This window comes from Cupriavidus sp. HY129, assembly GCF_059492215.1.
Window position 1 is genome coordinate 2,857,168 of sequence record NZ_CP083254.1, and the last position, 26,073, is coordinate 2,883,240.

At 63.8% G+C, this 26,073-nt stretch carries 27 protein-coding genes; 16 read left to right on the forward strand and 11 right to left on the reverse strand.

Going from position 1 to position 26,073, the window contains the following annotated elements; translation table 11 throughout:
- Positions 1 to 82: 82 nt before the first annotated feature.
- The 3 genes from coaBC to dut all read left to right on the forward strand — a co-directional run bounded on the left by coaBC (position 83) and on the right by dut (position 2,919).
- Positions 83 to 1,282: a bifunctional phosphopantothenoylcysteine decarboxylase/phosphopantothenate--cysteine ligase CoaBC gene (gene coaBC / locus K6G35_RS13080; RefSeq protein ID WP_008644932.1), complete on the forward strand. Its 1,200-nt coding sequence runs from the start codon at positions 83 to 85 to the stop codon at positions 1,280 to 1,282.
- An 18-nt stretch (positions 1,283 to 1,300) separates the two neighbouring features.
- Entirely contained in the window at positions 1,301 to 2,320 is a 1,020-nt protein-coding gene (locus K6G35_RS13085) for an LLM class flavin-dependent oxidoreductase (RefSeq protein WP_495675814.1), read from the forward strand.
- A 104-nt stretch (positions 2,321 to 2,424) separates the two neighbouring features.
- Entirely contained in the window at positions 2,425 to 2,919 is a 495-nt protein-coding gene (gene dut, locus K6G35_RS13090) for a dUTP diphosphatase (protein WP_008644936.1), read from the forward strand.
- A gap of 55 nt (positions 2,920 to 2,974) precedes the next feature.
- Here the strand turns inward: dut and K6G35_RS13095 are convergent, their stop codons facing one another.
- From K6G35_RS13095 to clpS, 4 genes are all read right to left on the reverse strand, one after another.
- Positions 2,975 to 3,820 carry a VOC family protein gene (locus tag K6G35_RS13095; RefSeq protein ID WP_495675815.1) on the reverse strand — a complete coding sequence of 282 codons (846 nt, stop codon included), beginning with the start codon at positions 3,818 to 3,820 and terminating at the stop codon, positions 2,975 to 2,977.
- 14 nt (positions 3,821 to 3,834) lie between these two features.
- Positions 3,835 to 4,839, reverse strand: a complete 1,005-nt coding sequence (locus K6G35_RS13100) for a tripartite tricarboxylate transporter substrate binding protein (protein WP_011517444.1) — start codon at positions 4,837 to 4,839, stop codon at positions 3,835 to 3,837.
- Between the two features lie 207 nt (positions 4,840 to 5,046).
- Complete coding sequence (gene clpA / locus K6G35_RS13105) at positions 5,047 to 7,344, reverse strand: ATP-dependent Clp protease ATP-binding subunit ClpA (protein WP_008644941.1); 2,298 nt, start codon at positions 7,342 to 7,344, stop codon at positions 5,047 to 5,049.
- Positions 7,341 to 7,667 (reverse strand): ATP-dependent Clp protease adapter ClpS, encoded by a 327-nt coding sequence (gene clpS / locus K6G35_RS13110; protein WP_008644942.1) that lies wholly within the window; start codon positions 7,665 to 7,667, stop codon positions 7,341 to 7,343. Before clpS ends, clpA begins: the two co-directional genes overlap by 4 nt.
- A gap of 565 nt (positions 7,668 to 8,232) precedes the next feature.
- Here clpS and K6G35_RS13115 point away from each other — a divergent pair.
- Entirely contained in the window at positions 8,233 to 8,442 is a 210-nt protein-coding gene (locus K6G35_RS13115) for a cold-shock protein (protein WP_008644945.1), read from the forward strand.
- A 406-nt stretch (positions 8,443 to 8,848) separates the two neighbouring features.
- Here the strand turns inward: K6G35_RS13115 and icd are convergent, their stop codons facing one another.
- Positions 8,849 to 10,099, reverse strand: a complete 1,251-nt coding sequence (icd, locus tag K6G35_RS13120; RefSeq protein WP_008644947.1) for an NADP-dependent isocitrate dehydrogenase — start codon at positions 10,097 to 10,099, stop codon at positions 8,849 to 8,851.
- A gap of 238 nt (positions 10,100 to 10,337) precedes the next feature.
- On the opposite strand from icd, the gene K6G35_RS13125 reads away from it, so the two are divergent.
- The 3 genes from K6G35_RS13125 to K6G35_RS13135 all read left to right on the forward strand — a co-directional run bounded on the left by K6G35_RS13125 (position 10,338) and on the right by K6G35_RS13135 (position 11,884).
- Complete coding sequence (locus tag K6G35_RS13125; RefSeq protein ID WP_035884676.1) at positions 10,338 to 10,982, forward strand: pseudouridine synthase; 645 nt, start codon at positions 10,338 to 10,340, stop codon at positions 10,980 to 10,982.
- A 105-nt stretch (positions 10,983 to 11,087) separates the two neighbouring features.
- Complete coding sequence (locus K6G35_RS13130) at positions 11,088 to 11,288, forward strand: hypothetical protein (protein WP_008644951.1); 201 nt, start codon at positions 11,088 to 11,090, stop codon at positions 11,286 to 11,288.
- 155 nt (positions 11,289 to 11,443) lie between these two features.
- Complete coding sequence (locus tag K6G35_RS13135; protein ID WP_035884675.1) at positions 11,444 to 11,884, forward strand: DUF192 domain-containing protein; 441 nt, start codon at positions 11,444 to 11,446, stop codon at positions 11,882 to 11,884.
- A gap of 57 nt (positions 11,885 to 11,941) precedes the next feature.
- Here the strand turns inward: K6G35_RS13135 and K6G35_RS13140 are convergent, their stop codons facing one another.
- A complete protein-coding gene (locus K6G35_RS13140; RefSeq protein ID WP_008644954.1) occupies positions 11,942 to 12,427 on the reverse strand; it encodes a YajQ family cyclic di-GMP-binding protein in 486 nt (161 codons plus the stop codon).
- Positions 12,428 to 12,561: 134 nt separating this feature from the next.
- On the opposite strand from K6G35_RS13140, the gene murB reads away from it, so the two are divergent.
- The gene (gene murB, locus K6G35_RS13145) at positions 12,562 to 13,572 is read left to right on the forward strand and encodes a UDP-N-acetylmuramate dehydrogenase (RefSeq protein WP_495675816.1); all 1,011 of its coding nucleotides are present in this window, start codon (positions 12,562 to 12,564) and stop codon (positions 13,570 to 13,572) included.
- A 56-nt stretch (positions 13,573 to 13,628) separates the two neighbouring features.
- Here murB and ppnP read toward each other — a convergent pair whose 3' ends face one another.
- Positions 13,629 to 13,940: a pyrimidine/purine nucleoside phosphorylase gene (ppnP, locus tag K6G35_RS13150; protein WP_008644958.1), complete on the reverse strand. Its 312-nt coding sequence runs from the start codon at positions 13,938 to 13,940 to the stop codon at positions 13,629 to 13,631.
- A gap of 91 nt (positions 13,941 to 14,031) precedes the next feature.
- Positions 14,032 to 14,955, reverse strand: a complete 924-nt coding sequence (argF, locus tag K6G35_RS13155; protein ID WP_008644959.1) for an ornithine carbamoyltransferase — start codon at positions 14,953 to 14,955, stop codon at positions 14,032 to 14,034.
- A 436-nt stretch (positions 14,956 to 15,391) separates the two neighbouring features.
- Here argF and K6G35_RS13160 point away from each other — a divergent pair, with 436 nt between their 5' ends.
- Positions 15,392 to 15,697 (forward strand): DUF3579 domain-containing protein, encoded by a 306-nt coding sequence (locus tag K6G35_RS13160; protein WP_008644961.1) that lies wholly within the window; start codon positions 15,392 to 15,394, stop codon positions 15,695 to 15,697.
- 182 nt (positions 15,698 to 15,879) lie between these two features.
- Here K6G35_RS13160 and rpsT read toward each other — a convergent pair whose 3' ends face one another.
- On the reverse strand, positions 15,880 to 16,146 hold the full coding sequence (gene rpsT, locus K6G35_RS13165; protein WP_008644962.1) for a 30S ribosomal protein S20: 267 nt from the start codon (positions 16,144 to 16,146) through the stop codon (positions 15,880 to 15,882).
- A 388-nt stretch (positions 16,147 to 16,534) separates the two neighbouring features.
- Here rpsT and murJ point away from each other — a divergent pair, with 388 nt between their 5' ends.
- Entirely contained in the window at positions 16,535 to 18,085 is a 1,551-nt protein-coding gene (murJ, locus tag K6G35_RS13170; protein WP_008644966.1) for a murein biosynthesis integral membrane protein MurJ, read from the forward strand.
- 13 nt (positions 18,086 to 18,098) lie between these two features.
- Positions 18,099 to 18,947, forward strand: a complete 849-nt coding sequence (locus tag K6G35_RS13175) for a SirB1 family protein (RefSeq protein ID WP_008644968.1) — start codon at positions 18,099 to 18,101, stop codon at positions 18,945 to 18,947.
- A gap of 30 nt (positions 18,948 to 18,977) precedes the next feature.
- Here K6G35_RS13175 and K6G35_RS13180 read toward each other — a convergent pair whose 3' ends face one another.
- On the reverse strand, positions 18,978 to 19,625 hold the full coding sequence (locus K6G35_RS13180) for a VTT domain-containing protein (RefSeq protein WP_234818943.1): 648 nt from the start codon (positions 19,623 to 19,625) through the stop codon (positions 18,978 to 18,980).
- Between the two features lie 137 nt (positions 19,626 to 19,762).
- Between K6G35_RS13180 and mutL the strand changes: the two genes are divergently transcribed.
- From mutL to K6G35_RS13195, 3 genes are all read left to right on the forward strand, one after another.
- Positions 19,763 to 21,730: a DNA mismatch repair endonuclease MutL gene (mutL, locus tag K6G35_RS13185; RefSeq protein WP_495675817.1), complete on the forward strand. Its 1,968-nt coding sequence runs from the start codon at positions 19,763 to 19,765 to the stop codon at positions 21,728 to 21,730.
- A 17-nt stretch (positions 21,731 to 21,747) separates the two neighbouring features.
- On the forward strand, positions 21,748 to 22,695 hold the full coding sequence (gene miaA, locus K6G35_RS13190; RefSeq protein ID WP_060784838.1) for a tRNA (adenosine(37)-N6)-dimethylallyltransferase MiaA: 948 nt from the start codon (positions 21,748 to 21,750) through the stop codon (positions 22,693 to 22,695).
- Positions 22,696 to 22,759: 64 nt separating this feature from the next.
- The gene (locus tag K6G35_RS13195; RefSeq protein ID WP_024569078.1) at positions 22,760 to 23,251 is read left to right on the forward strand and encodes a GNAT family N-acetyltransferase; all 492 of its coding nucleotides are present in this window, start codon (positions 22,760 to 22,762) and stop codon (positions 23,249 to 23,251) included.
- A 71-nt stretch (positions 23,252 to 23,322) separates the two neighbouring features.
- On the opposite strand, the gene purM is transcribed toward K6G35_RS13195, so the two are convergent.
- Complete coding sequence (purM, locus tag K6G35_RS13200) at positions 23,323 to 24,375, reverse strand: phosphoribosylformylglycinamidine cyclo-ligase (protein WP_008641981.1); 1,053 nt, start codon at positions 24,373 to 24,375, stop codon at positions 23,323 to 23,325.
- Positions 24,376 to 24,567: 192 nt separating this feature from the next.
- Here purM and hda point away from each other — a divergent pair, with 192 nt between their 5' ends.
- Together hda and K6G35_RS13210 are read left to right on the forward strand one after the other, a co-directional pair.
- Complete coding sequence (gene hda / locus K6G35_RS13205; RefSeq protein WP_008641980.1) at positions 24,568 to 25,275, forward strand: DnaA regulatory inactivator Hda; 708 nt, start codon at positions 24,568 to 24,570, stop codon at positions 25,273 to 25,275.
- A 123-nt stretch (positions 25,276 to 25,398) separates the two neighbouring features.
- Positions 25,399 to 26,073 carry a histidinol-phosphatase gene (locus K6G35_RS13210; RefSeq protein ID WP_011517459.1) on the forward strand — a complete coding sequence of 225 codons (675 nt, stop codon included), beginning with the start codon at positions 25,399 to 25,401 and terminating at the stop codon, positions 26,071 to 26,073.

The following is a 26,073-nucleotide window of genomic DNA, read 5'->3' on the forward strand; positions in this document are numbered from 1 at the left end:
GCCAGCCAACTATCCCTTCCAGCGCGTCGCCTCTCCCAGCGGTATCATGCGCAGACTCCCGTCTCCCTGAAGAGCTCTCCCCATGGATTTGCGCGGCAAGCACATCGTCCTTGGTCTGACTGGCGGCATCGCCTGCTACAAGTCAGCCGAGCTGGTCCGACTGCTCACCAAGGCTGGCGCCACGGTGCAGGTGGCGATGACCGAAGCGGCAACGCACTTCATCACGCCTGTCACGATGCAGGCGCTCTCCGGACGCCCGGTGTTCCTCTCCCAATGGGACGCCCGCATCGACAACAACATGGCGCATATCGACCTCTCACGAGAGGCGGACGCCATCCTGATCGCGCCAGCATCGACCGATTTCCTCGCCAAGGTGGCCAACGGCCTCTGCGACGACCTGCTGACCACGCTGTGCATCGCGCGTGAATGCCCGCTGCTGGTGGCACCGGCGATGAACCGGCAGATGTGGGCTGCCGCGCCAACGCAACGCAATGCCGCGCAGCTACGCGCCGACGGGGTCATGATTCTCGGCCCCGGCACGGGCGACCAGGCCTGTGGTGAAATCGGCGATGGGCGGATGCTCGAACCGGAAGAACTCGTCGAAGATCTGATCGCGTTCTTCCAGCCCAAACCGCTGGCTGGAAAGCGCGTGCTGATCACGGCTGGCCCGACGTTCGAAGCGATCGATCCGGTACGCGGCATCACGAACCTGTCGTCGGGCAAGATGGGATTCTCGATCGCGCGCGCCGCACGTGAAGCGGGTGCCGAGGTACTGCTGGTGGCTGGCCCGACCGCGCTCGACACGCCCCGTGGCGTCACACGCACCGATGTGCGCAGCGCCCAGCAGATGCACGACGCGGTCATGGCGCAACTGCGCGATGTCGACGTGTTCGTCGCCGTGGCCGCCGTGGCGGATTGGCGTCCCGCGGAGGTCGCGCAGCAGAAGCTCAAGAAGGCCAACGACACCGACACGCCGACCCTGCAATTCGTGCAGAACCCGGACATCCTGGCTGCCGTGGCCGCCCGTGCCGATGCCCCCTATTGCGTCGGCTTTGCGGCCGAGAGCGAGAACCTGGAGCAATACGGCGAGCAGAAACGCAAGCGCAAGGGCGTGCCGCTGCTGGTCGGCAATATCGGCCATCGCACGTTCGGTCTCGACGACAACGAGATCGTGCTGTTCGATGCCAACGGCATGACGCGCCTGCCGCGCGCGGACAAGCTCTCGCTGGCGCGCGAGCTTGTCACCGCAATCGGCCAGCGTCTGCCGCGCAAACCCGTGTAATCCGCCACCCTGCCTGCCATGAGCCAACCCCGCCCCAAGCTGCGCCTGTCGGTGCTCGACCAAAGCCCGGTCATCGCCGGCCATACCGCGCGCGACGCCGTGGCTGCGACCGTCGAACTGGCCCAGATGGCCGACGATCTCGGCTATACCCGCTACTGGTGCGCCGAACACCACGGTCTGCAAGGCGTCTGCAATCCCGCGCCCGAAGTCATGCTGGCGCGGCTGGGCAGCGCGACGAAGCGCATCCGCGTGGGCTCCGGCGGCGTGATGCTGCCCTACTACAGCCCGTTCAAGGTGGCCGAGCAGTTCCGTATGCTCGAAGCGCTGTTTCCGAACCGCGTCGACCTGGGCGTGGGCCGCGCGCCCGGCGGCGATATGCGCACCGCGCAGGCGGTGGCCATGGGGCAGTACAACCGTGGCGACCAGTTCCCGCAACAGGTGCAGGACCTGGCATGGCTGCTGCGCGGGGAAGTCCCGCCCGACCATCTGGCCGAAGGGGTGCTGCTGCAGCCGGTGATCGACACCAAACCCGAACTCTGGGTGCTTGGTTCGAGCGATTTCGGCGGCGCACTGGCCGCCCGTCTCGGGCTGCGATTCGCGTTTGCCCACTTCATCAATGCGCACAGCGGGCATCTGGTGGCGCAGCAATATCGTGAAGTGTTCGAGCCCGGCTACGAGGATAAGCCTTACAGCGCCGCGGCTATCTTCGTGATCTGCGCCGATACCGAACAGGAAGCCGCGACGCTGGAACGCGCGGTCGATATCCGCCGGCTGCAGATGGCCTATGGCGTGAACGCGCCGATTCCCTCGCTGGCGCAGGCGGCTGACTTCACGCCGACCGAACGTGACCGGATGATCATCGAGCACGAACGGCCGCGCACGATCTGCGGCACGCCCGAGCAGGTTGCCGAGCGGATGCTGGCGCTCAAGGACCGGTTCGCGGCGGACGAACTGGTCGTGCTAAGCGTGACGGCCTCCTACAAGGCGCGTCTGCGCACCTATCAGTTGCTGGCCGAGGCATTCGACCTGGCCGCCTGACCCCAGGCCATCCGGCGCGGCGCGGTATGATTCGGCCTTTGGTCAGTCCGTGCTTTTGCCGGACTGCCCAGCCCATCTTTCACGCATTGCAGGAAACCGCTTCCATGACCGTAGCCGCCAATCCGACCGTCGAAATCAAGGTGCTCGACGCCCGCCTGAATGACTGGGGCCTGCCCGCCTACCAGAGCGACATGGCCGCCGCCATCGACCTGCACGCTTGCGTGGACGGCCCGGTCACGATCGAGGCCGGCACGCCTGCGCAACTGATTCCGGCCGGTATCGCGGTGCATATGGCCAATCCGTACATGTGCGCCACGATCGTGCCGCGCTCGGGTCTGGGCCACAAGAAGGGGCTCGTACTCGGCAATTCGATCGGTGTGATCGACGCGGATTACCAGGGGCAAATCATGGTCAGCGTGTGGAATCGCAATGCGCCCGGCACCGAACCGATCGTGATCCAGCCCGGCGAGCGTATCGCCCAGATGATGTTCGTGCCGGTGCTGCGCCCGGTGTTCACGACGGTGGAGGAATTCTCGGAGGATTCGACGCGTGGTGCCGGTGGCTTCGGGTCGACCGGCGTCGCGCACGCAAAGGCGTAAAGCCAGAGAGAGTGGTGCTCTCCCTCTCACGCACAGCGAGAGAGGGGGAAAAACTTCAGTGCTGCTCGAAGATCAAGGCCACACCGTTGGCCTGCGTCGCCGGGATCAGCGTGACTTCCGGTGACAGGTCGATAGGTTCGACACCCTGCTCGCGCCAGTGAGCGCGCGCGCCAGCCAGGTCGGACGTGGCAAGGCGGATGGCCGCATAGCCGCGCCCGGCGCGTTGCAATTGCGGCGCGCCAGTGGCGACCGCCAGCGCCTGCGGCGCCACGATCACGAACCTGGCGTCGCCAATGGCGATCGTGGCAGCCTCATCGGTCGCCTCGATGATCGCCCCGCCCGTCAGCACAGCATAGGCCTCGGCAGTCGCGCTCACCTGCTCCGCCTCCACCACCAGATACGTTGCCGCAATGGCCCGAGCGCCATTGGCGTGCGCCATCCATTCCGGGCGCCACAGCAACTCCGGCGTGCGGTGTTCGCAGACGAAGTAGCGCGCGCCCGGCGCGCCATCAAGTGCCGTAACGCGGAACGTGGCCGGATGCTCGCTGCCATCATCGAGCCGGACCGGGCGTGAGAACTCGATCGGATCGGACGGCTGGAAGCCCGCCGCACGCAGGCGGTCGGCCGTGGCGAACGCATCGCTGCTCTTGCAGGACATGGCCGCGCAGCCACCCCCGCGCTGCTGGGCATCCCAGTAATACTGGCGACTCGGGCTCGGCGCGGTGACGTGCAGCAGTTCCAGGTAATCACGCGCCAGCATGATGCAGTGATTCTGCGATCCTAGCGTGTGATAGCCGCGCGGCGTCAGCGTGAATCCGAACGCGCGCCAGTTGGCAACCGCGGCGTCCAGGTCGCCGCAAACCACCACGGCATGATCGAAAGGTTCAGGCAGACCGCTCATTGCTGACTCGACATTTACTCGAACTGGATATTGGCCTTGCGAGCCACCGCCTGCCATTTGTCATGCTCGTGGCGCACCAGGTTGCCGAGGTCGGCAGGTGTGCCAACCGCAATTTCGAAACCCTGAGCCGTCAGCGCCTCAACCACCTTGGGCTGGCGAATCGCGACGCCCAGCGCATCGTGCAGGCGGGTCACGGTATCGGGCTGCATATGAGCCGGGCCGAAAACGCCAATCCACGAGTAGGCCTCGAAGCCCTTGAAGCCCTGCTCGGCCACGGTCGGCACCTGCGGAAGCTGTTTGATGCGGCTTGATCCGGTCACGCCGAGCACCTTGATCGTCTTGGCGGCGATGTGGGCCTGCACGGCGGCGTAGCTGCTGAAGAACAGGTCGACTTCCCCCGCCAGCACGGCTTGCACGGCCGGGCCGCCACCCTTGTAGGGCACGTGGAGGAACTGGACACCCGCGTCGGTGGCCAGCGCTTCCGCGGCAAGTTGGTTCAGGCTGCCAATGCCCGACGAGGCATAGCGCACGCCTTTGGGATTGGCGCGGGCCAATTCCACGAGTTCACGCACGTTCGAGGCTGAAAGCGCCGGATTGGCGGCGATCACCAGCGGGAAGCGCACCAGTTGGGAAATCGGCGTGAAATCCTTGAACGTGTCGTACGGCAGGTTCTTGTACGCAAATGGATTGATTGCGTGCGTATCGAAGGCCATCAGCAGCGTATTGCCATCCGGCTTGGCACGCGCCACGGTGCTGCTGGCGATCAGTCCACCAGCGCCAGGCTTGTTATCGACGACGACGGTCTGGCCGAGTCCACTCTTCAGCCCGGGCTGCAGTTGGCGCGCAACGATGTCCACGCTGCCACCCGGCGGGAACGGCAACACCATGGAAATGGGACGGCCACCCGAGGCAGGTTCTGCCGCCCGGGCAAGGCTGGAGATCGAAGCGACGGGCACGGCACCCATCGGCAAGGTCTTGAGCAGCAGACGGCGCAGCCGCATGCGGTCTGGAGAGGACATCGGTGACTTGAGCTGTGCGGCCACATGGCCGCGTGACAAAGAAGAAAGGGCGACATGCCGCCCGCCCGTATTTTGCCCGATGATCGCTCACGTTGCAGGCAATGCCTTCGCTGATCGCCCAAAAGCCCACGAGGCTGGAACAATCGCCCAAGAAAAACGGCCGGGGATGACCCGGCCGATATCCAATTTTGCTGATATGTCAGACGCTCAGACTTCTGCGCGCTGCTCGCTTTCCGGCGCCTCGGGCGGCTCCGGATCCGCCTCGGAGAACGTCAGCTTGATCTGGTCGTCGTCGTCCAGGTCCACCGCGACCTTGCCGCCGCTGACAAGCTTGCCGAACAGCAGCTCGTCGGCCAGCGCCTTGCGGATCATGTCCTGGATCAGACGCTGCATCGGACGGGCACCCATCAGCGGATCGAAGCCCTTCTTCGCCAGATACTTGCGCAGCTTTTCCGAGAAGCTGGCATCCACCTTCTTCTCGTGCAGTTGCTCTTCCAGCTGCATCAGGAACTTGTCCACCACGCGCAGAATGATTTCCTCATCCAGCGAACGGAAGCTGATCATCGCATCGAGCCGGTTACGGAACTCGGGTGTGAACATCCGCTTGATATCGGCCATCTCATCGCCCTGCTCGCGGGCGGTGGTGAAGCCGATCGTGGCACGGTTCATCGTCTCGGCGCCCGCATTGGTGGTCATGATGATGATCACGTTGCGGAAGTCGGCACGGCGACCGTTGTTGTCGGTGAGCGAACCGTGGTCCATCACCTGCAGCAGGATGTTGAAGATATCCGGATGTGCCTTTTCGATCTCGTCGAGCAGGAGCACGCAGTGCGGCTTCTTCGTGACGGCCTCGGTCAGCAGGCCGCCCTGGTCGAAACCGACATAGCCCGGGGGCGCGCCGATCAGGCGGCTCACTGCGTGGCGCTCCATGTATTCGGACATGTCGAAGCGCAGCAACTCAATGCCCATGATGAACGCGAGCTGCTTGGCCACTTCGGTCTTGCCGACGCCGGTCGGGCCTGAGAACAGGAACGAGCCGATCGGCTTGTCGGTCTTGCCCAGGCCAGCACGCGACATCTTGATCGCCGAAGCCAGCGCCTCGATGGCCGGGTCCTGACCGAACACCACCGACTTCAGGTCGCGTTCCAGCGTCTGCAACTTGCTACGGTCGTCCTGGTTCACGCTTTGCGGCGGGATACGCGCGATGCGCGACACGATGTCCTCGATCTCGGCCTTGCCGATCGTCTTCTTCTGCTTCGACTTCGGCAGGATGCGCTGTGCCGCACCCGCTTCATCGATCACATCGATCGCCTTGTCCGGCAGATGACGGTCCGTGATGAAGCGTGCCGACAGTTCGGCCGCCGCGGTCAGCGCCGAGGCTGCGTACTTGACGCCGTGATGCTCCTCGAAGCGCGACTTCAGGCCACGCAGAATCTGCACGGTCTGGTCTACCGAAGGCTCGACCACGTCGATCTTCTGGAACCGGCGCGATAACGCCGCATCCTTCTCGAAGATGCCACGGTACTCGGTAAACGTGGTCGCGCCGATGCACTTGAGCTGCCCCGACGACAGCGCCGGTTTCAGCAGGTTACTGGCGTCCAGCGTGCCGCCCGATGCGGCGCCCGCGCCGATCAGCGTGTGGATCTCGTCGATGAACAGGATCGCGTTCGGATTGTCCTTGAGCGACTTCAGCACGCCCTTGAGGCGCTGCTCGAAGTCACCACGGTACTTGGTGCCAGCCAGCAGCGCGCCCATGTCGAGCGAGTACACCACGGCCTTTTCCAGGATATCCGGCACCTCGCCCTTGGTGATGCGCCAGGCCAGACCTTCGGCGATCGCCGTCTTGCCCACGCCGGCCTCGCCGGTCAGCAGCGGATTGTTCTTGCGGCGGCGGCACAGCACCTGGACGACGCGCTCGACTTCGCTTTCGCGGCCGATCAGCGGATCGATCTTGCCGGCCTTGGCCAGCGTGTTCAGGTTCTGGGTGTATTGCTCGAGCGGGCTTTCCTTGCCGTCACCGCCCTCGCCTTCGGCGTTGCCGTCGCCATGCTTGGCGGGCTCGGCCTGATCCTTGCGGATGCCGTGGCTGATGAAATTCACCACGTCCAGGCGCGTGACGCCCTGCTGCTGCAGGTAGTAGACCGCGTGGGAATCCTTCTCGCCGAAGATCGCCACCAGCACGTTCGCGCCAGTCACTTCCTTCTTGCCATTGGAAGTCGACTGCACATGCATGATGGCGCGCTGGATCACTCGCTGGAAACCGAGTGTCGGCTGTGTGTCCACTTCATCGGTGCCGGGCACGACCGGCGTGTTGTCGGCGATGAAGTTCTTCAGACTGGTGCGCAAGTCCTCGATGTTGGCTGCGCACGCGCGCAGCACCTCGGCCGCCGTGGGGTTGTCGAGCAACGCCAGCAGCAGGTGTTCCACGGTGATGAACTCGTGGCGCGCCTGGCGAGCCTCGACGAAGGCCATGTGCAGGCTCACTTCCAATTCTTGCGCAATCATGCTTCCTCCATCACGCACTGCAGCGGGTGCCCCGCCTGCCGCGCATGGGTTGATACAAGCTCGACTTTGGTCGCCGCGATATCACGCGTATAGATACCACAAACGCCCTTACCTTCCCGGTGGACGGTCAGCATGATCTGCGTCGCCGTTTCCCGGTCCCTGCTGAAATACTGCTGCAGGATCATCACGACGAACTCCATCGGAGTGTAGTCGTCGTTGAGCAGGACCACCTTGTACATCGCCGGCGGCTTGAGCTGCTGCTCCTTCCGTTCGATGACAGTGCCTGTTTCGCGTTGGGGGGTGTTCGCCAGCCGTGTCGCCATGGCTTTTATTCTAACCCTTGTTCACAAGTCTGCAATTTGGGGAACTGGGCTGTTATTCAAGCCCCGCACCCGGTAAATTCTCTGCGTGGCCCGCCACACAAAGGACGTTCGGCGCACGTTGGCGGAGCACGCCGCACACGAGCGGGACGGCTCCCTGGCACCAGTCCGGGGCATTCGGGAAAATCCGTACGCCCCGGCGCCAAAGGTACCACTGGTGGCCGTTTCAATCCCGCCACACCCCGCGCCGAGTGGGGATTCTGCCAGCTTGACAGTATGTAGGTTTGCCGAAAGAATCGTTCGCGCATTCGGGCATGACCACGCGAGCCAAGCAACAAGGTCAGTCCGGATGATTCCGTGAGCAGGGGAGGCCCACGACCGGCGTCGGTCATGCACCCGCATGCCAGCATTTGACTGGTAACCGGGCGCCGACCACGCGAATCTCATCGATACGGCGCCTTCTGGCTGCCGGTGCCGCAGGGCGCCGACGCTGGAAGCCCGTCGAAGTGTTTTTCAGCTGGCCATCGGTTTCCCCCGCTTGAAATCTGCTTTTTCGTTGGGGGAGTTTATGGCAAGCGGTATCGTCAAATGGTTCAATGACGCCAAGGGTTTCGGCTTTATCAAGCCGGACGACGGCGAGGAAGAACTGTTTGCGCACTTTTCGGCAATTCAGATGTCGGGTTTCAAGACGCTGAAGGAAGGCCAGCGTGTGGTGTTCGAAATCGTGCAAGGCCCGAAGGGCAAGCAAGCTACGAACATCCAGGACGCGAACCAGTAAGAGTGCGCCGCGACCGAACCGGCCGCAGAGCCGCGTCGGTCCGTCAGGATGCTGGGGGATGTACCCCCGCGGAACGGGATCCAGTGCCACGGTACGGCAATGCCGACCAGCGGCACGCTGCTTTTAGCGGTACGCCACGCATCCGATGGAACGCCCGGCCTCGTGCCGGGCGTTCTGCTTCCTGCTCCTCGCGCTCACTCCCACCGTCCGTCGATATTCCGACCGCTCGCCCGCTGGGCGTCTTCGCGGCTGACTATCCGCAACGCAAGGACCGAAGACCTTGCCCCCAATCGAATTTCGCTATCAGGCCAACGCCGCGACGATCGAGTGATCTACGTCGGCCGTTAGACGTGAAAAAGCCCCGCATCTGCGGGGCTTCCTGTCTCCGGCGGAGTGGCCGTCGCGCTTACATATTGTCGATCATTACCTGACCAAACCCCGAGCACGACACCTGCGTCGCACCTTCGAGCAGCCGTGCGAAGTCATACGTGACCTTCTTCGACTGGATCGACTTCTCCATCGAGCGGATGATCAGATCGGCCGCTTCGGTCCAGCCCATGTGGCGCAGCATCATTTCCGCCGAGAGGATTTCCGAACCAGGGTTCACGTAGTCCTTGCCTGCGTACTTCGGCGCGGTGCCGTGCGTGGCTTCGAACATCGCCACCGAATCGGACATGTTCGCGCCCGGCGCGATGCCGATGCCACCCACCTGGGCAGCCAGGGCATCGGAGATGTAGTCACCGTTCAGGTTCAGCGTGGCGATCACCGAATATTCAGCCGGACGCAGCAGAATCTGCTGCAGGAATGCGTCGGCGATAGCGTCCTTGACGACGATATCGCGGCCAGTCTTCGGATTCTTGAACTTGCACCATGGGCCGCCATCGACCAGCTCCGCGCCAAATTCCTGCTGCGCGAGTTCATAGCCCCAGTCGCGGAAGCCGCCTTCGGTGAACTTCATGATGTTGCCCTTGTGCACGAGCGTCACCGACGGCTTGTCGTTGTCGATCGCGTACTGGAGCGCCTTGCGCACCAGGCGCTGCGTGCCCTCCTTCGAGACGGGCTTGATGCCGATGCCGGACGTTTCCGGGAAACGGATCTTCTTCACGCCCATTTCGTTCTGCAGGAAGGCGATCAGCTTCTTCGCGCCTTCGCTTTCGGCTTCCCACTCGATACCTGCATAGATGTCTTCCGAGTTCTCGCGGAAGATCACCATGTCGGTCTTCTCGGGCTCGCGCACCGGGGACGGCACGCCCTTGAAATAGCGCACCGGGCGCAAACAGACATAGAGATCGAGCTGCTGACGCAGTGCCACGTTCAGCGAGCGGATGCCGCCACCGACCGGCGTGGTCAGCGGGCCCTTGATCGACACCACGTATTCCTTGACCACTTCCATGGTCTCTTCCGGCAGCCACACATCCGGGCCGTAGACCTTGGTCGACTTCTCGCCGGCGTAGATCTCCATCCACGAGATCTTGCGCTTGCCGCCATACGCCTTGGCCACGGCGGCATCCACCACCTTCAGCATCACCGGAGTGATATCGACACCCGTGCCGTCACCTTCGATGTAGGGAATGATCGGATTATCCGGCACGTTCAGCGAAAGATCGGTGTTGACCGTGATCTTCTCGCCTGCCGGCACCTTGATGTGCTGATACATATTCGTCTCCAACTGCGGATGGGGGTAAGGACAGCACCAGGCCGCAGAGCCCGGCAATGCGATTGTGTCGTGCAAGGCATTGTAACGGGCGAATTGGATTCGCCACGTGAACGGCCGCGATCACATCTCGCTCGGCATTTCATGTCAGTCTTATATAAGACCCAAGAGCATCCGCATATTATGCATAAACGCCGTGGGCACGCCAAATGATTCGGCGGCTCGTGCATACTTCGCGCCCATGACCCTGATCGCGCTAAACAAACCCTACCAGACCATGAGCCAGTTCTCCGCGCACCCCTCGCGCGCGACGCTGGCGGACTGTGTCGACGTGCCTGGCGTGTATCCTGCCGGCCGGCTTGATGCGGACAGCGAAGGTCTGCTGCTGCTCACCGACGATGGCGCGCTGCAGGCACGCATCGCCGATCCGCGACACAAGCTCGTCAAGACGTACCTCGCTCAGGTGGAAGGTGTTCCAGACGAGGCCGCGCTGGCCACCCTTCGCGCCGGCGTGGACCTGGGAGATTTCAAGACGCTGCCAGCAAAGGCGCGCGTCGTCGCTGAGCCGGCATGGTTGTGGGAACGCCATCCTCCGATCCGTTATCGCGCAGCCATTCCCACTACGTGGATCGAGTTGTCGATCCGCGAAGGCAAGAACCGGCAGGTGCGCCGCATGACTGCCGCGGTGGGGCTCCCCACGCTTCGACTCGTCCGCATATCTATCGGCAATCTGAAACTGCCGGAGCTGGGATTGATGCCCGGCCAATGGTGCGAAACAGATGTCTCGAAACTAGGACTTTCAAGCAGCAATCCGCATGTTTCGACTGCAAGACCTGAACGCGCACCGACATCAGGACCGGCAAGACGCAGTTACAAATTCAAGTAAATATGGCGTCAACGGCCAGCCTTGCCGCTTCGTTTTTCGAGTGACACGTTCTACTACGCGTCGCACTCACCAAATGCTGGACACAAATTCTCGAGGTACTCGCAAATGAAAAAACTGATCGCTGCCCTGGTTGTTGGTCTGTTCGCTACCGGCGCTTTCGCCCAGGCTTCGGCTCCCGCCGCTGCTGATGCTGCCGCACCGGCCGCCAAGGAAGCCAAGCCCGCGAAGTCCACCAGCAAGAAGCATCACAGCAGCAAGAAGCATAGCTCGAAGAAGACTGAAGCTTCGGCTCCGGCTGCTCAGTAAGGCGGTTCGCGCGCGACTCGCCGGCATCGGTCCGGCGCTCACGCGAAGGGCAGGCACGTTTCGACGGCCTGCCTTTTTTATTGCGCGAACGACTGACGCACGCGCGCTGCGCTATGCTCTCGGCTGCAGTCGACCCACTCACTTCCGATAACGCCATGCATCGCATGATCAAGACTCTGCTGGCCGCAGGCACCACGGTGCTGGCCACGCTCGCCCACGCACAAAGCGCGCTGCCCGTGATTCCGCTGACCGCTGGCATGTATGCCATCCAGGCGGAGGTGGCAGCCTCGCCCGAGGCGCGCGAACGCGGCCTGATGTTCCGCAAGACGATGCCCGCCAATGCCGGCATGTTGTTTGTGTTCGAGGATAAGGCCGGCCACTGTTTCTGGATGAAAAACACCGACCTGCCGCTGTCGATCGCCTTCCTGGCCGATGACGGCAGCATCGTGAACATCGAGGAAATGAAGCCGCAGACCGAGGACAATCACTGCCCGCGTGCGGCCGTGCGCTACGCGCTGGAAATGAACAAGGGATGGTTTGCCCAGAAGGGCCTCAAGCCGGGCGCGAAGATCGGCGGACTGCCTCAGCCGAAGTAGCCTCGATAGCCGCAGCAAGGCAGCCCGCGAACTGCGTGTTTGCAGGCTGCGGCGCGTTTAATCGCGGAAGTTGTTGAAGTCGAGGGGCGCCTCGTTGGCGTCCTTGCGCAGCATGGCGATCACCGCCTGCAGATCGTCGCGCTTGGTACCCGATACGCGCACCGCATCGCCCTGGATGCTGCCCTGGACCTTGATCTTGCTGTCCTTGATCATGCGCACGATCTTCTTGGCGAGATCGCCGGTCACGCCCTTCTTGATCGTGATGACCTGCTTGACCTTGTCGCCGCTGATCTTCTCGACCTTGCCGTAGTCCAGGAAGCGCACGTCCACGTTGCGCTTGGCCATCTTGTTGATCAGGACGTCCTTGACCTGATCCAGCTTGAAATCGTCATCGGCAAAGGCGATCAGCTCGCCCTCCTTCTGCTCGACCCGGGCATCGGAACCCTTGAAGTCGAAACGCGTGGAGATTTCCTTGTTGGCCTGCTCCACGGCGTTCTTCACTTCGACCATATTGGCTTCACACACTACGTCAAACGACGGCATTTCAATTCTCCTGGTATTGCATGGCCGCTGGCACAAAGCAGCGGCCGGTCCGTAACGGTTACGTATAATCGGGCCTGCCTCTCAGTCCGGGGAGGCCATTCCGCCGCTTCGGCGCCCGCTTTTCCCGTCCTTGCATGGCAGATTTCCTCGAATTCTATCCCCTGCGCACCCACAATACATTCGGGTTCGATGCGCGCGCGCGCCTAGCCGTCCATATTCGCAACGAATCGGATCTGGTTTCGGCCCTGTCCGACCCTCGGATCGGCAATCTGCCCATCGTCGTGCTCGGTGGCGGCAGCAACGTGGTGCTGACCGGCGATCTCGATGCATGTGTGCTGCTGATGGAAATCCCCGGGTACGACGTGGCGGAGGATGATTCCAGCTGGCTCGTCACGGCCGGCGCTGGGGAAACCTGGCACGGGCTGGTGAACCGCACGATCGACGAAGGGATGCCTGGCCTGGAAAACCTGGCGCTGATCCCGGGCACGGCCGGCGCCGCCCCGATCCAGAACATTGGCGCATATGGCGTGGAACTGCGCGAACGCTTCGCCCGGCTACGTGCCTATGACCGGCAATCCGGCGACTTTGTCACGATCGACCTGAACACATGCGCGTTCGGCTACCGGGACAGCCTGTTCAAGCGCGAAGGCCGCGACCGCTACATCATCACCGCCGTAACGCTTCAGCTGCCCAAAACCTGGCAACCGGTACTGAACTACGGCGAGCTGGCGCGTGAACTGGACGGTGTACGCACGCCCGATGCGGCGCAAGTCCGCGACGCGATCGTCGCGATCCGCTCGCGCAAGCTGCCGGATCCGGCAAAGATCGGCAACGCCGGGAGCTTCTTCAAGAATCCGGTCGTCGACGCCGCGCTGCGCAATGCCCTGCTGGCCGACCATCCTGCCCTCGTCAGCTATCCGCAACCCGATGGCAGCTACAAGCTGGCCGCAGGCTGGTTGATCGATCAGTGTGGATTCAAGGGTGTCGACGACGGCCCGGTGGGCGTCTACGGCAAACAGGCGCTGGTGCTGGTGCACCACGGCGGTGGAACCGGCGCGGCGCTGCTGGCGCTGGCTAACCGCATCGCGGACGCAGTGCAGGCGCACTTCGGAGTCCGGATCGAGCCGGAACCGGTGATTCTGTAGAGGGTGTCTGCTCCCCTCTTCCACAACGTGGGAGAGGGGAAAGTTCTCAGTACGGCTTAACCGAAGTGGCAGACGTAATCCAGGGTCTCGGTCACTTCGATGTCGAAGCTGCTGTTGCCCGGCACGTCAAACTGCTGACCAGCGCCATAGGTCTTCCACTCGTCCGAACCCGCCAGACGCACGCGGCAGACGCCGGCATTAATTTCCATGATCTCGGGCGCGCCGGTGTTGAACGTCAGCGCGGCCGGGAAAATCACGCCGAGCGTCTTGCGCGTGCCGTCGGCAAAGGTCACCGTGTGGCTGACGCACTTGCCATCGAAATACAGGTTGGCCTTCTTGACCACGGATACGTTGTCGAACTGGCTCATCTCAATCTCCTCGAGTCTTCGGGTTTCATCAAATCGGTGGGCGTAAAAAAGGGAGCCTGGACGGCCCCCTTTGATCGGCTCCGGCAGGTGCTTAGTAGCGGCCGCAGAGCAGGTATTCCATCAGCGCCTTCTGCACGTGCAGGCGGTTCTCGGCTTCTTCCCACACGACGCTGCGCGGGCCGTCGATCACCGCCGCTTCCACTTCCTCACCACGGTGCGCGGGCAGGCAGTGCATGAACAGGGCGTCGTCCGCGGCGCGATCCATCATCGCGGTCGTCACCATCCAATCCTTGAACGCACGCTTGCGCGCATCGTTCTCGGCCTCGAAGCCCATGCTGGTCCACACGTCGGTGGTGACCAGATGTGCGCCCTGGCAAGCGTCGAGCGGATTATCGAACACCTTCACGCGCGACGCGGCCCAGTCCGGCACCATCGCCGGATCGAGCTGATAGCCCGGGGGCGCCGAGAAATGGAACGTGAAATCAAGGCGCTCGGCGGCCTGGATCCAGGTGTAGGCCATGTTGTTGGCATCGCCGATCCACGCCACCGTCTTGCCGGCGATGGCGCCGCGCTGTTCGATGTACGTGAACACGTCGGCCAGTACCTGGCACGGGTGGTATTCGTTGGTGAGCCCGTTGATCACCGGCACACGCGAGTGCTTGGCAAAGCGGTCGATGATGTCCTGTCCGAACGTGCGGATCATGATGATGTCGACCATGCGCGAAATCACCTGGGCGGCATCCTCGATCGGCTCGCCACGGCCCAGTTGCGAATCGCGGGTATTCAGGAACACCGCGTGACCGCCGAGCTGGTGGATGCCGGCTTCGAACGACAGGCGCGTGCGCGTGGAATTCTTCTCGAAGATCATGGCCAGCGTGCGGTCATGCAACGGGTGCCACGTTTCGTAGTTCTTGAACTTCGCCTTGAGGATCTGCGCGCGGTCCAGCAGGTACTCGTACTCGTCGGCACTGAGATCGCTGAACTGGAGGTAATGCTTGATCGGGGTTGGGCTCATAAAACAAATAAGGCGGCTCGGTTTGGACACGTGGCCCGGACGCCAGACTGGGCGATCCTTCAGGGCCAGAGCGTGTCGCGGAGCCGCCTTTCGCGTCGCTTACGCAATGTAATTGCAAGAATCATAAGGGATTATTCCTGCTTTGGCGAGCCCGTAGCGCCCACTGGCGACACGCGCCGGGGCCCCCATTGACAGGTTTCCGACAGGATTTCCCGCTATGCGCAACTCTTATATAAGATATAATACTCGCTGATTCACGCGGGGCCCGGCATACCCATGCCACCGCCCGCCGCCGGCATCAAAAGTGCCCCCGCCGACACCACCGCCCTGCTGCTCCAGCCCGGATGCGCGAGAACCTTTGCGCTCCGGATGCGTCAAACGGGCGCCCGTTGAAGCGGGTTTACCGTCGAGTCACCAAGCAGATCCCCGCAGTCCCATGACGACCCCCCAAGTTCGCGAATATTTCATCCAAGGTGTGACCAAGGAAGGCAAGACCTTCCGCCCGAGCGACTGGGCTGAGCGACTGTGCGGGGTGATGGCGCAATTTCGCCCCGAGGGCGACACCGGCGACCCTCGCCTGACCTACTCGCCGTATGTGCGACCGATGATCGTGGCCGGGGTCAAGAACGTTGTGGTGGACACCCGCCTGCGGGATATCGAGCCCAAGGCGCTCGACTTCGTCCTGAACTTCGCGCGCGATAACAACCTCCAGGTCGTCGAAGCCTGCTCGTTCGGCGAATAAGCGACGGGAGCACGGGTCGCGGCAGGCGCGGCCCGGACAGAGCCGTCAGGCAAACCCAACAGGAAGCAAGGGGAAGGAAAGCGGACCCGAAGCCGGAATCAGTAGCCGGAAAACAAAAAAAGCTCGTCGCAATGACGAGCTTTTTTTGTACCACAGGGTCACCGGAGTGACCCAGGCAGCTATCAGGCAGCCATGGCCTTGATGGCGGCCGACAGGCGCGACTTGTGACGTGCAGCCTTGTTCTTGTGCACGATCTTCTTGTCGGCGATGCTGTCGATCACGACTTGCGACTGCTTGTAGATCTCAGCAGCAGCGGCCTTGTCACCAGCGTCGATAGCCTTGCGAACGGCCTTGACGGCAGTGCGCAGGCGCGAGCGCAGGCTGGAGTTGTGGGCGTTCGCGGCGACGGCTTGGCGCGCGCGCTTGCGAGCTTGTGCGGAATTTGCCATGTATCTCTTCCTGAATTCAGAATGCGCGCCCGGGGCGACGCAACAAAATGGGACGCAACAATTAAGTCACATCTGCGACCCGGGATGTTCGGACAAACGAATCCGGAACGCGACTGTCCTTGCGAATCGGCGATTATACACACATCGCAACAGGACAGGCAAGAACAACCCGTACCTGTCGCACCACGCCCGCCCCTGCCCCGCCGTACGGGGGCAAGTCACGGTCGATCCGCAAGGCTGCATCCGTATAATACCCGCCACATGAGCAGTCGCAGCCGCGCAGGAAGCGTGGTGTCGCGGCAACTTTACGGCCGGCCGAGCGTCTCAAACCCGTTTGCCGCCCCGGCGCAGACCGCACGCCGGCCTCACGCTTCCCCGAATTCTCATCTTGAACCTGCTCAAAGCGCTTGCCACCATCAGCAGCCTGACGATGCTCTCCCGCATCACCGGCCTGGTGCGCGAAATCCTGATCGCCCGTGCCTTTGGCGCCTCGGACATGACCGACGCCTTCAACGTGGCGTTCCGCATCCCCAACCTGCTGCGCCGCATTTTTGCCGAAGGCGCGTTCTCGCAGGCCTTCGTGCCGATCCTGAACGAGTACCACGGCAAGCGCGGCCATGACGAGACCATGAGCCTGGTGGATGCCGTGGCCACGGTGATGACCTGGGTGCTGGCCGCAGTATCGCTGCTCGGGGTGATCGGCGCGCCGATCGTCATGACGGTGGTCGCCACCGGCTTCCGTGGTGACTCCGAAACCTACAACGCCGCCGTCTTCATGACGCGCGTGATGTTCCCGTACATTGGCCTGATCTCGATGGTGGCCCTGGCCTCGGGCATCCTGAACACTTGGCGCAACTTCGCCGTGCCAGCGTTCACGCCCGTCCTGCTGAACCTCTGCCTGATCGTGGCCGCCCTGTTCGTGGGCCCGCACATGAGCCAGCCAATCTACGCGCAGGCGTGGGGCGTGCTGGTCGGTGGCGTGCTGCAGCTGGTGATCCAGGTACCCGCGATGCGCAAGCTCGGCGTGATGCCGCGTGTGTCGCTCAACCTGCGCGCCGCCTGGGCAAACCCTGGCGTGCGCCGCGTGATCACGCAAATGCTGCCGGCGCTGCTGGCCGTATCGGTGGCGCAGATCAGCCTGATCATCAATACCAATATCGCGTCGCGACTCGGAGCCGGCGCGGTGTCGTACATCACCTATGCCGATCGGCTGATGGAATTCCCCACCGCGCTGCTCGGCGTCGCGCTAGGCACGATCCTGCTGCCTAGCCTGTCGCGGGCAAGCGCCGAGGACAATCGCGAGGAATACTCCGGCCTGCTCGACTGGGGCCTGCGCCTGACGTTCCTGCTGGCGCTGCCATGCGCGGCCGGACTGATGCTGTTCGGCACGCCGATCACGTCGGTACTGTTTCACTATGGCCGGTTCGACGCCCATGCGGTCGAAATGACGCAGCAGGCATTGACCACCTACGGCGTCGGGCTGCTTGCGCTGATTCTGATCAAGATCCTGACGCCGGGCTTCTACGCGCGCCAGGACATCCGGACGCCGGTCAAGATCGCCATTCTCGTGCTGATCATCACGCAGGCATCCAACTATGTGTTCGTGCCGATGCTCCAGCACGCGGGCCTGCCGCTGTCGATCAGCTTTGGCGCCACGGTGAACGCCCTGCTGCTGTTCTACGGCCTGCGCCGACGCGGCTACTACCACCCGGCGCCGGGCTGGGGCCTGTTCCTGCTGCGACTGGTGGCCGCGATGCTGATCCTGTCGGGCATGCTGCTCTGGTTCGCACGCAACTTCGACTGGATCGCGCTGGGCGCCACCCCGGGGTTGCGCATCGCGCTGATGGGCGCCTGCCTGGTACTTGCGGCGACGGTCTACTTCGGTACACTGTGGCTCATGGGCCTGCGCTACTCCTCCTTCCGGCGCCGCGCGGGCTAGTCAGGAACCCGCCATGACCTCCACGAAAGTCCTGGACTACTTCGCCAGCCTCGTGGCCGACGACGACGCGATCCCGCTCACCGAGACCGCGCTGGCGATCGCCCAGGACGCCTATCCTGACTTGGACCTGCAAGCCGAACTGGCAGCCCTGGATGTTCTGGCCCTGCGCCTGAAGCGCCGGATCGCGGAGGGGACGGCGGCCATCCAGCGCCTGCGCCTGCTCAATCATTTCTTCTACCGCGATCTCGGCTTCGGCCCCAACGCGAACGACTACTACGACCCGGACAACTCGTACCTGAACGTGGTGCTCAAGCAGCGCCGGGGCATTCCGATCTCGCTGGCCGTCCTCTACATGGAACTCGGCCAGCAGATCGGCCTGCCGCTCAAGGGTGTTGCCTTCCCCAGCCACTTCCTGGTTCGCATGACGATTCCGGCGGGCGAGGTCGTGCTCGACCCGCTGACCGGCGAGACGCTGTCGAAGGAACAGTTGCAGGAAATGCTCGACCCCTATCTCGAGCGCGAGGGGATCACCAATTCGAGCGAAGTGCCGCTTGGCCTGTTTTTGCAAACGGCCAGCCATCGCGAGATCATCGCGCGGATGCTGCGCAACCTGAAGGCGATCTATTTGCAGGAGTCACGCTGGCAGCGGCTGCTGGCGGTGCAGAACCGCCTGGTGATCCTGTTGCCGGACTCGATCGAGGAAGTACGCGACCGGGGGCTGGCGTATGCCAACCTGGAATGCTTCCGCCCGGCGCTGGAGGACCTGGAAGCCTATGTCCAGGCCCGCCCGGATGCGGCCGACTCGACGCAGATCCGCGATCGGATGCCGGCCTTGCGGATGATGAGCCGCAGCCTCAACTAACGGCTGCAGGCCCATCCGACCCCGCCCCGCTCAGGAAGCGCGCGTATCGCGCGCCTTGCCGCGCACCAGCTTCCACAACCCGCCCAGCACCAGCGGCACCACGGCCGCGCCAATACCAGCCAGCACGATCAGGTTCAGGTATTGCTTGATGAACGGCAGGTTGCCGAAGAAGTAACCGGCGAATACCAGGCCGAACACCCAGATCACCGCGCCGATCACATTGAACAGCTGGAATCGCGCGAACGTCATCTGCGACACACCGGCCACGAACGGCGCGAACGTGCGCACGATCGGGATAAAACGTGCCATCACCAGCGTCTTGCCGCCATGCTTCTCGTAGAACATGTGCGTCTTGAGCAGCGCCTTCTGGTCCAGGAATCGCCATTGGTGGTCAAATACCTTCGGCCCGATCCAGCTCCCGACCATGTAGTTGACCGTATTGCCGGTCACGGCCGCCACCAGCAGCAGCCCCGCCAGCACCCATTCGTTCATCGCGCCCGTCGCGCACATCGCGCCGGCAATGAACAGCAGCGAGTCGCCCGGCAGGAAGGGCAGCACCACCAGCCCGGTCTCGGCAAAGACGATCGCAAACAGGATGCCGTAGACCCAGACGCCATAGTCCAGGACGAACTGTCCGAGGAATTTGTCGACATGGAGAACCATGTCGAGCAGTTGCAATGCGGTATCCAAATTTGTCCCCATTCAATGAAGGTCCACATCATACAAGAGCGCCCGGTTTGATCCGTCACCTGGCGCCCGGAAAAGTGCCCAGGACTGTGCCGAATTCGTGTCCTCGCGCACGTATAATCGCCCACATGCCTGCCGAAGCCGACCGTACCCATCCTCGCACCGCCCAACCCAACCGCCCCATTCGCCCGCTGCCGGACCAGCTGATCAGCCAGATCGCCGCCGGTGAAGTGGTGGAACGGCCCGCGTCGGTCGTCAAGGAACTGCTCGAGAACGCACTCGACGCCGGCGCCACGCAACTGGGTATCCGGCTCGAGGAAGGCGGCGTGAGACGCATCGTCATCACCGACAACGGCTGCGGCATCCCCGCCGACGAACTGCCCGTCGCGCTGATGCGCCACGCCACCAGCAAGATCGCCTCGCTGGACGAACTCGAATCGGTCCTGACACTGGGCTTCCGCGGCGAGGCGCTGGCCTCGATTGCCTCGGTCTCCCATCTCGTGCTGACCAGCCGCACGGCCACCGCCACGCACGCCACCCAGATCAGCGCCGACACAGGCCATCTGCAACCCGCTTCAGGCGGAGTTGGCACGATGATCGACGTGCAGCACCTGTACTTCAACACGCCAGCCCGTAGAAAGTTCCTGAAATCGGAACAAACCGAGCTGGGGCATTGCCTGGAGATGATCCGCCGCGCCGCGCTGGCACGGCCCGACGTCACGATTTCGGTGCATCACAACGGCAAGCCGCTGGAGCACTGGAATGCCGGTGACGTGGCCACGCGCACGGCGCAGGTGCTCGGCAGCGACTTCGCGCGCGCCCGCCTGCCGCTCGACGAACAGGCCGACGCGCTGCACCTCTATGGCTTTGCCGGACTGCCCACCGCATCGCGAGGCCGGCCGGACCAGCAGTATTTCTTCGTCAATGGCCGTTTCGTGCGCGACAAGCTGCTCAACCATGCTGTACGCAGCGCCTATCAGGACGTGCTGCATGGGGACCGATTCCCATCGTATGTGATCTGCCTGGACCTGCCGCCCGAACTGGTCGACGTGAACGTTCACCCTTCCAAGATCGAGGTTCGCTTCCGCGAATCGCGTGCGGTGCACCAGTTTGTCTATCACGCAGTGCAGCGATGCCTGGCACGTCAGGCCGGCGAGCAAGGCGACAGCCTGCATTCGGAGATCGCCGATGATGCGGGACGGCCTTCGATGCCTGCGGCCCGTCCAGGCGGCGCGCCGGGTGCGCCGGGCGCCGCGCCGCAGTGGGTCAATTATTCGGCAGGCCGCCAGACCGAGCTTGGTATCGCGCAGCCGCGTCAAGCCTATCTGGGCATGGTCCGCGACGCCGCCGGGCAAGGTGGCGCGCGGCCCTGGCAACCCTCACCACAGCCACCGGCCTGGTTGGCCGACGCACAGGCAGCACGCGCAGACGAACCGCCGGGCCTGCTCGACCGATTACCGCAGCAACCGCTGCAGCCTTCCACTCTGCCCGCAGCGAACGAAGGTGACGACGATCATCCGCTCGGTTACGCAGTGGCGCAGCTACACGGCATCTATGTGCTGGCGCAGAACGCCCGGGGGCTCGTGCTGGTCGATATGCACGCGGCGCACGAGCGCATCCTGTACGAACAGATCAAGACCGCCCTCGACGCGCGCGAACTGGCGGTGCAGCCGCTGCTGATTCCGGTGACGCTGCCGGCCAGTCCGGTGGAAATCGGCGCAGCCGAAGAACACCAGGAAACGCTGCAACTGCTCGGCTTCGACATCAAGCCCGTATCCCCCACGACGCTCGCCGTGCGCGCGATTCCCGCACTGCTCAAGCAGGCCGATACAGAAGCCTTGGCCCGCGACGTGCTGCGCGACCTGCAGGCCTACGGCGGCTCGCGCGTGCTGGCCGAGCGCCAGAATGAACTGCTGGCCACGTTGGCTTGCCACAGCGCCGTGCGCGCCAATCGCAAGCTGACCGTAGAAGAGATGAACGCCCTGCTGCGCCAGATGGAGCAGACCGAGCGCGCTGACCAGTGCAACCACGGCCGCCCGACATGGGTGCAGTTGACGGTTGCGGAACTCGACCGCCTGTTCCTGCGCGGCCAGTAATCTCCCCCAGCTTCAAGATGTCCGCACAGTCCCACCCGCCCGTCGTCTGCCTGCTCGGCCCCACCGCATCGGGCAAGACGGCGGCCGCGCTCGAACTGGCCGCGCGCACGCCGGTCGAGATCATCAGCCTCGATTCAGCGCTGGTCTATCGCGAGATGGACATCGGCACGGCCAAGCCCACGCACGAGGAACTGGCAAGCGTGCCGCATCACCTGATCGACATCATCGATCCGCTCGAAAGCTATTCGGCGGCGCAGTTCGTGACCGACGCCGAGCGGCTGATCGGCGAGATCCGCGCACGCGGCCGCACGCCGCTGATCGTCGGCGGCACGATGCTCTATTACAAGGCGCTGACGCAGGGGCTCAACGACCTGCCTCAGGCCGATGCCACGGTGCGCGCGGAGCTCGACGCGCTGGCGGCCGAGCGCGGCTGGCCGGCGCTTCATGCGATGCTGGCCGAGGTCGACCCCATCACGGCTGCGCGGCTCGCGCCTAACGATGCCCAGCGCATCCAGCGCGCGCTGGAAATTCATCGCCTCAGCGGTCAGCCGATGTCCGCGCTGCTGGCACGGCAAGCCGACGCACGCACGTTCACGGGTGCGGCCGACGCACGCTACCGCGTGATCGCCCTGGAGCCGTCGGACCGCGCCGTGCTGCACGCGCGCATTGCCGACCGCTACGACGCGATGCTCAAGGGCGGGTTGATCGAGGAAGTGGAGCGGCTGCGCGCGCGCGGCGACCTGCACCTGGGTCTGCCGTCGATCCGCTGCGTGGGCTATCGTCAGGTGTGGGAATACCTCGATGGCGACTGCGACTTCGCGACGATGCGTGAGCGCGGCATCGCCGCCACGCGCCAGCTATGCAAGCGACAGCTGACCTGGTTGCGCAGCACCCCGGAGCGCATCGGCATCGACTGCCTGGCGCCAGACTACGTTGCAAGGGTTGCCGACGCGGCGGGGTGGTGACGGCGTGCGGAGTGGAAGATAATCGTCGCTCAAACCTTTTTGGCCTGCTTTCCGCCCGCCCCAGATGACCACGTTCACCATCCGCCCCGCCGCCCCCGCCGATAGCGAGACCCTGTACAACCTGATTTCGGCGCTGGCCGAATACGAGAAGCTCACGCATCTGGTGGAAGCCACGCCGCAGAAGCTCTGCGATGCGCTGTTCGGCGCGCATCCGGGCGCCGAGGCCGTGATTCTCGAAGTGGATACGGACAGCGGCAAGCTGCCGGTCGGCTTCGCGCTCTTTTTCCACAACTTCTCGACGTTCCTGGCCAAGCCGGGGCTCTACCTGGAAGACCTGTTCGTCGACCCGGCATGGCGCGGGCACGGGCTGGGCAAGGCCCTGCTCAAGCACCTGGCGGCGCTGGCCGTGGAGCGCGGCTGCGGCCGCTTCGAATGGTCGGTGCTCGACTGGAACCAGCCGTCGATCGATTTCTACCGCGCGATGGGTGCCGACGTGATGCCGGACTGGCGCATCTGCCGCGTGACGGGCGATGCGCTGACGAAGCTGGGTGCCTGATCCCTGACGCCCAGGAAACAAAAAGCCCGGCCTCTCGGCCGGGCTTTTTGTTGATACGTCAGCAAGGCTGATCAGACCACCACGGTCTGCGCCTGGCCTTCGGCACGTTCGCGGATCTCACCGATCTGCCACACGGCCTCGCCGGCCGCCTGCAGGTGGCGGATGGCGCGTTCAGCGTCTTCCTTCGCCACGATCACGACCATGCCGATACCGCAGTTGAACACGCGGTGCATTTCGGCGTCGGCCACGCGGCCTTCTGCCTGCAGCCACTGGAACAGCGGCGGCAGCGTCCAGGCATCGCGCTGGATCACGGCGGTGACGTTGTCGGCCAGCACGCGCGGCACGTTCTCGGTCAGGCCACCACCGGTGATGTGGGCCATGCCCTTGACCGGCAGCGTTTCGATCAGCGACAGCAGCGGCTTCACGTAGATGCGCGTCGGCGCCATGATGGCGTCCTGCAGGCGCTGGCCGTGGAAGTCGGCGTCCAGGTTCGGACGAGCCACGTCGATGATCTTGCGCACCAGCGAGTAGCCGTTCGAATGCGCGCCCGACGAAGCCAGGCCCAGCACCACGTCACCCGGGGTGATCGTGCTGCCGTCGATGATCTTCTTCTTTTCCACGGCGCCGACCGCGAAACCGGCCAGGTCGTATTCGCCGTCCGGGTACATGCTCGGCATTTCGGCGGTTTCGCCGCCGATCAGCGCGCAGCCAGCCAGTTCGCAGCCGTGGGCGATGCCCTTGATCACGGTGGCCGCGGTTTCCACGTCCAGCTTGCCGCAGGCAAAGTAGTCGAGGAAGAACAGCGGCTCGGCACCCTGCACGAGGATGTCGTTGACGCTCATCGCCACCAGATCCTGGCCCACCGTGTCATGGCGGTTGAGCTGGAACGCCAGCTTGAGCTTCGTGCCCACGCCGTCGGTGCCCGAAACCAGGACCGGCTCCTGGTACTTCTTCGACAGCTCGAACAGCGCGCCGAAACCGCCAATGCCGGCCATCACGCCTTCGCGCATGGTGCGCTTGGCAAACGGCTTGATCCGGTCGACCAGCGCGTCGCCGGCTTCGATGTCAACACCGGCGTCGCGGTAGGAAAGGCCTGCCTGGCCGGCGGTCGGGGATGCGCTCATGAGAACCTGCTTGTCTTTGAGGAGGTGAAGTGTGGATTCCGGCGCTCGGCTGACGCGCTTTTCGCCAAATCTGGCGTAGTGGGCGGGCTCGAGTCCAGTAAAATCGCAATTTTAACGGATACAGGCTCCCGGCGACCAGCTATCGCGGTCACTCTCCGTCAGCCGCAGAATCGGGCAAGTAACGCATTCGTCATGTCACCGCGTCAAAAGCAGCTCTCGCTCGAACTGGGCAGCCCGCCGCCGTCCACATTCGAGAATTTCTTCGTGGCCGCCAACCGCGAGTCCGTGCAGCGCCTGCGCGAACTGCCTGGCCTGGTCGCGCGCGAGCAGGCCACGGACCGCCTGATCTACCTGTGGGGCGAGGTCGGCTCTGGCCGCACGCACCTGCTGCATGCCGTATGCGACGCCGCGCTGCACACCGGCCTGAATTGCCGGTACCTCAGCCCGCACCACGCCCTGTCCGACTTCATGTTTGACCCGTCGTGCCAGATTTATACGGTCGACGACGTCGAATTGCTCGACGAAGCCCGCCAGATCGCGGTGTTCTCACTGTACAACGAGGTCCGCGCCCATGTGCGGTGCGCGCTCGTGGTGGCCGGGGGCCTGGCGCCGCGGGCCATGCCGGTACGTGAAGATTTGCGCACCCGGCTCGGCTGGGGCCTGGTATACCAGGTGGAATCGCTCTCGGACGAGGACAAGATGGCCGCGCTCTTGCAGGCCGCACGCGAGCGGGGCCTGCAGTTGTCGCCAGAAATCCCGCACTGGCTCGTCACACGCCATTACCGTGACATGCCCAGCCTGATGGCGCTGCTGGACGCGCTCGACACCTACTCGCTCGAACGCAAACGCGCGGTGACGCTGCCGCTGCTGCGCGAAATGTTCGCTGAATTCCGGGAGTAACCGACGCCCCGCCGGCCTGGCTGGCACGAAATCCGCTCGGTCCGGGCTCAGGACACCGCCGGACTGGCAAGGCCGGCTCCCTGCCCCGACTGCCTGTTGCACTCTCATGTAAAATCGCCGCCCATGAATCTGGCATTGTTTGACCTCGACCACACCCTGATCCCCACCGATAGCGACCACGAGTGGGGCCGCTTCCTAGTTCGCATGGGCGTCGTCGACGAGGAATCGTATCGTCGCAAGAACGACGAGTTCTATAGCCAATACAAGGCTGGCACGCTCGATATCGGGGCATTCCTGCGCTTCGCGCTGGCCCCGCTGGCTGCCAATCCGCGCGACCGCCTGGATCAATGGCGTGTGCGCTTCATGCACGAGGTAATCGAGCCCGTCATCACGCCGCAGGCCCGCGCGCTGGTCTACAAGCACCTGGAAGCCGGCGACCTGTGCGCGGTGGTGACTGCCACCAACAGTTTCGTGACGGCCCCGATCGCCCAGGCATTCGGGATCAAGCACCTGATCGCCACCGAGCCCGAGACCATTGACGGCAAGCCGGAAAGCGCCTTCACCGGTGAAGTATTCGGCGTGCCGAGCTTCCGGGAAGGCAAGATCACCCGCGTGGAGAGCTGGCTGAAGGGCTTGGGCGCCCGCTGGGACGACTTCGGCTCGACGACGTTCTACAGCGACTCGGCCAACGACCTGCCCCTGCTCGAGAAAGTCAGCGAGCCGGTGGCCGCCAACCCGGACGATCGCCTGCGCACCCATGCAGCCTCGGCCGGCTGGCGCATCATGGATCTGTTCTGA